Annotated in this window: 3 protein-coding genes; all 3 read left to right on the top strand. The window is 76.3% G+C overall.

Going from position 1 to position 2,350, the window contains the following annotated elements; translation table 11 throughout:
* On the top strand, window positions 1–746 hold a 746-nt coding region (locus AB0K09_RS32605; protein ID WP_366069007.1), incomplete at its 5' end, for an SDR family oxidoreductase.
* Window positions 707–1,063 carry an acyl carrier protein gene (locus AB0K09_RS32600; protein ID WP_366069006.1) on the top strand — a complete coding sequence of 119 codons (357 nt, stop codon included), beginning with the start codon at window positions 707–709 and terminating at the stop codon, window positions 1,061–1,063. The genes AB0K09_RS32605 and AB0K09_RS32600, both read left to right, overlap by 40 nt.
* Complete coding sequence (locus tag AB0K09_RS32595; RefSeq protein WP_366069005.1) at window positions 1,060–2,283, top strand: beta-ketoacyl-[acyl-carrier-protein] synthase family protein; 1,224 nt, start codon at window positions 1,060–1,062, stop codon at window positions 2,281–2,283. Before AB0K09_RS32600 ends, AB0K09_RS32595 begins: the two co-directional genes overlap by 4 nt.
* The last annotated feature ends 67 nt before the right edge of the window (window positions 2,284–2,350 follow it).

The following is a 2,350-nucleotide window of genomic DNA, read 5'->3' as shown; positions in this document are numbered from 1 at the left end:
CCGACCTCGACGACCGGCACGGCTTCCTCACCCCGTACGAACAGGCCAAGTACCGGGCCGAACGGCTCGTCCGGCACTGGGCGCGCCGCTATGAGCGGCCTGTCACCGTCCTGCGCCCCGCCGTCCTGGTCACCGCGCGGCGCCGGCCGCCGGCCGTGCCCCGCCACCCGCTCGCCGAGGTCGGCGCCCGCATGTCACTGCTGAGCCGCGGCCCCACCCCGTGGGCGGTGCTCGCCGCGGCCGGGCCCGGCCCGCTCCGCTTCCCCGGCCGGCCGGACGCCACCACGAACCTGCTGCCCGTCGAGTACGCCGTGGAGGTCATGGCCCGCCTCTCCGGCCGCACCCCACTGACCTACACCGACACCTTCCACATCACCCACCCCGCCGAGACGCCCTTGGCGCGGGTCCTCGCCGCCGCCCGGCGGTGCTGGCCGGAGCTGGACGTGCGCATCGACCCCGCCTGCACCCGGCTGGGCCCGGCGCAGCGCGCGCTGGCCGAGCTCACCGGCGGCATCACCGCCTACAGCCGCGTGCGCCGCCGCTACGACCGCACCCTGCTGGGCCGCGCCCTGAAGCCGGCCGTTCCGGTGCCGCCCGAGCTGAGCGTCGACTACCTCGGCGCGGCCCTGGGGCCTGTCGTGACGACAGGCCCCGAGCCGCCGGCGCGGCCCACCCGCCCGCCGTTCCCGCCGATTCAGGAGACACCGTGCCCACCGTCCCCGAACAGCCCACGACCTACCACCTGATCACGGAGGTCCTGGTCCACATCTTCGACCTGCCCGAGGACGAACTGCACCCCGACGCCACCTTCCACGCTCTGGGCCTGGACTCCCTCGCACTGGCCGAACTGGCCATCACGGTCGAGGAGGACACCGGGTGCCGGCTGGAGGACCTGACAGCCGAGCACACCCTCGCCCAGGCGGCCGAGGCGGTGGCCGCCCGGCTCGCCCCCGCGATGGCCCCGGCCGCCGTGCCCCCGCCCGCCCAGGCGGCCCTGGAGCCCGCTGTGGCTCCGGAGCCCGCCGTGATCGCGGAGTCCGCCGTGACGCCGGGCGCGCCGTGACCCCGGACGACGTCGTGGTCACCGGGCTGGGGCTGGTCACCCCCGCGGGCATCGGCGTGGACGCCACCTGGGACCGGCTGCTCGTGCCCGAGTCCACCGCCACCACCGACCCGCTGCTCGCCGGCCTGGCCGTCGACATCTCCTGCCGCGTGCCCGGCTTCGACGCCGCCGCCCTGCTGGGCCGCCGCCTGGACGTGCGGCTGGACACCGTGTCGAAGTACGCCCTCGTCGCTGCCCGCGAGGCCGTCGCCGACGCCGGGCTCGCCGACGGCGACTGGGACCCGGCCCGGACGGCCGTCGTCATCGGCGTCGGCACGTGCAGCTTCGAGCGGTACGAGCGGGAGTTCGGCAGGGTGGCGGAGGGCCTGCCGCACCTTGTCTCGCCCCTGGCCATCGTCCGCAGCGTGCCCAGCATGGTCGCCGGGGAGGTGGCGCTCGACCTGGGCGCGCGGGGCCCGAGCCTCGCCGTCTCCACGGCCTGCGCGTCGGGGACGACCGCCCTCGGCGTCGCCCGCGACCTGCTGCGCGCGGGCGGCTGCGACATCGCACTGGCCGGCGGCGCCGAGGCCAACCGAACGCGCATCCCCGCCATCTGCTTCCACCAGATGAAGGCCCTGTCGCGCCGGTGCGCCGATCCCGCCGCCGCCTCGCGGCCCTTCGACAGCGACCGCGACGGCTTCGTCCTCGGCGAGGGCGCCGGCCTCCTCGTCCTGGAACGTGCCGGCCACGCCCGTGCCCGCGGCGCCCGCGTCCGCGCCCGGCTCGCCGGCTACGGCGCCTCCAACGACGCCCACCACATCACCGTCCCCCACCCCGACGGCGAGGGCGCCGCCCGCTCCCTGCGCACCGCTCTCGCCGACGCGGACCTGGCCCCCCACGACATCGGCCACGTCAACGCGCACGGCACCGGCACCCGAGAGAACGACCTCACCGAGTCCCGCGCGCTGCGCGCCGTCTTCCCTCGCGTGCCACCGGTGACGTCGCTCAAGGGCGCCCTCGGCCACGCGCTGGGCGCGAGCGGCGGCATCCAGGCGGTCTGCACGGTCCGCGCACTGGAGACGGGACTCGTGCCACCTACGGCGAACCTGGACCATCCGGATCCGGCGATCGAACTGGACGTCGTCCGGAAGGAGGCACGGAGGGTCGCCCCCGGCGCGGCGGTGAGCGAGTCGTTCGGGTTCGGGGGACACAACGCGGTGCTCGTGCTGACGCGTGCGTGAATCCCGGGAAGACAACGCCTTGACCTCAACCTCCCGCGCTGCTCGCGGCCCCGGGCGAGCGGCCGCC

It is taken from the genome of Streptomyces sp. NPDC049577 (assembly GCF_040675635.1).
Classification (GTDB): Bacteria; Actinomycetota; Actinomycetes; order Streptomycetales; family Streptomycetaceae; genus Streptomyces.
This window is presented reverse-complemented; position numbering and strand designations above follow the sequence as displayed.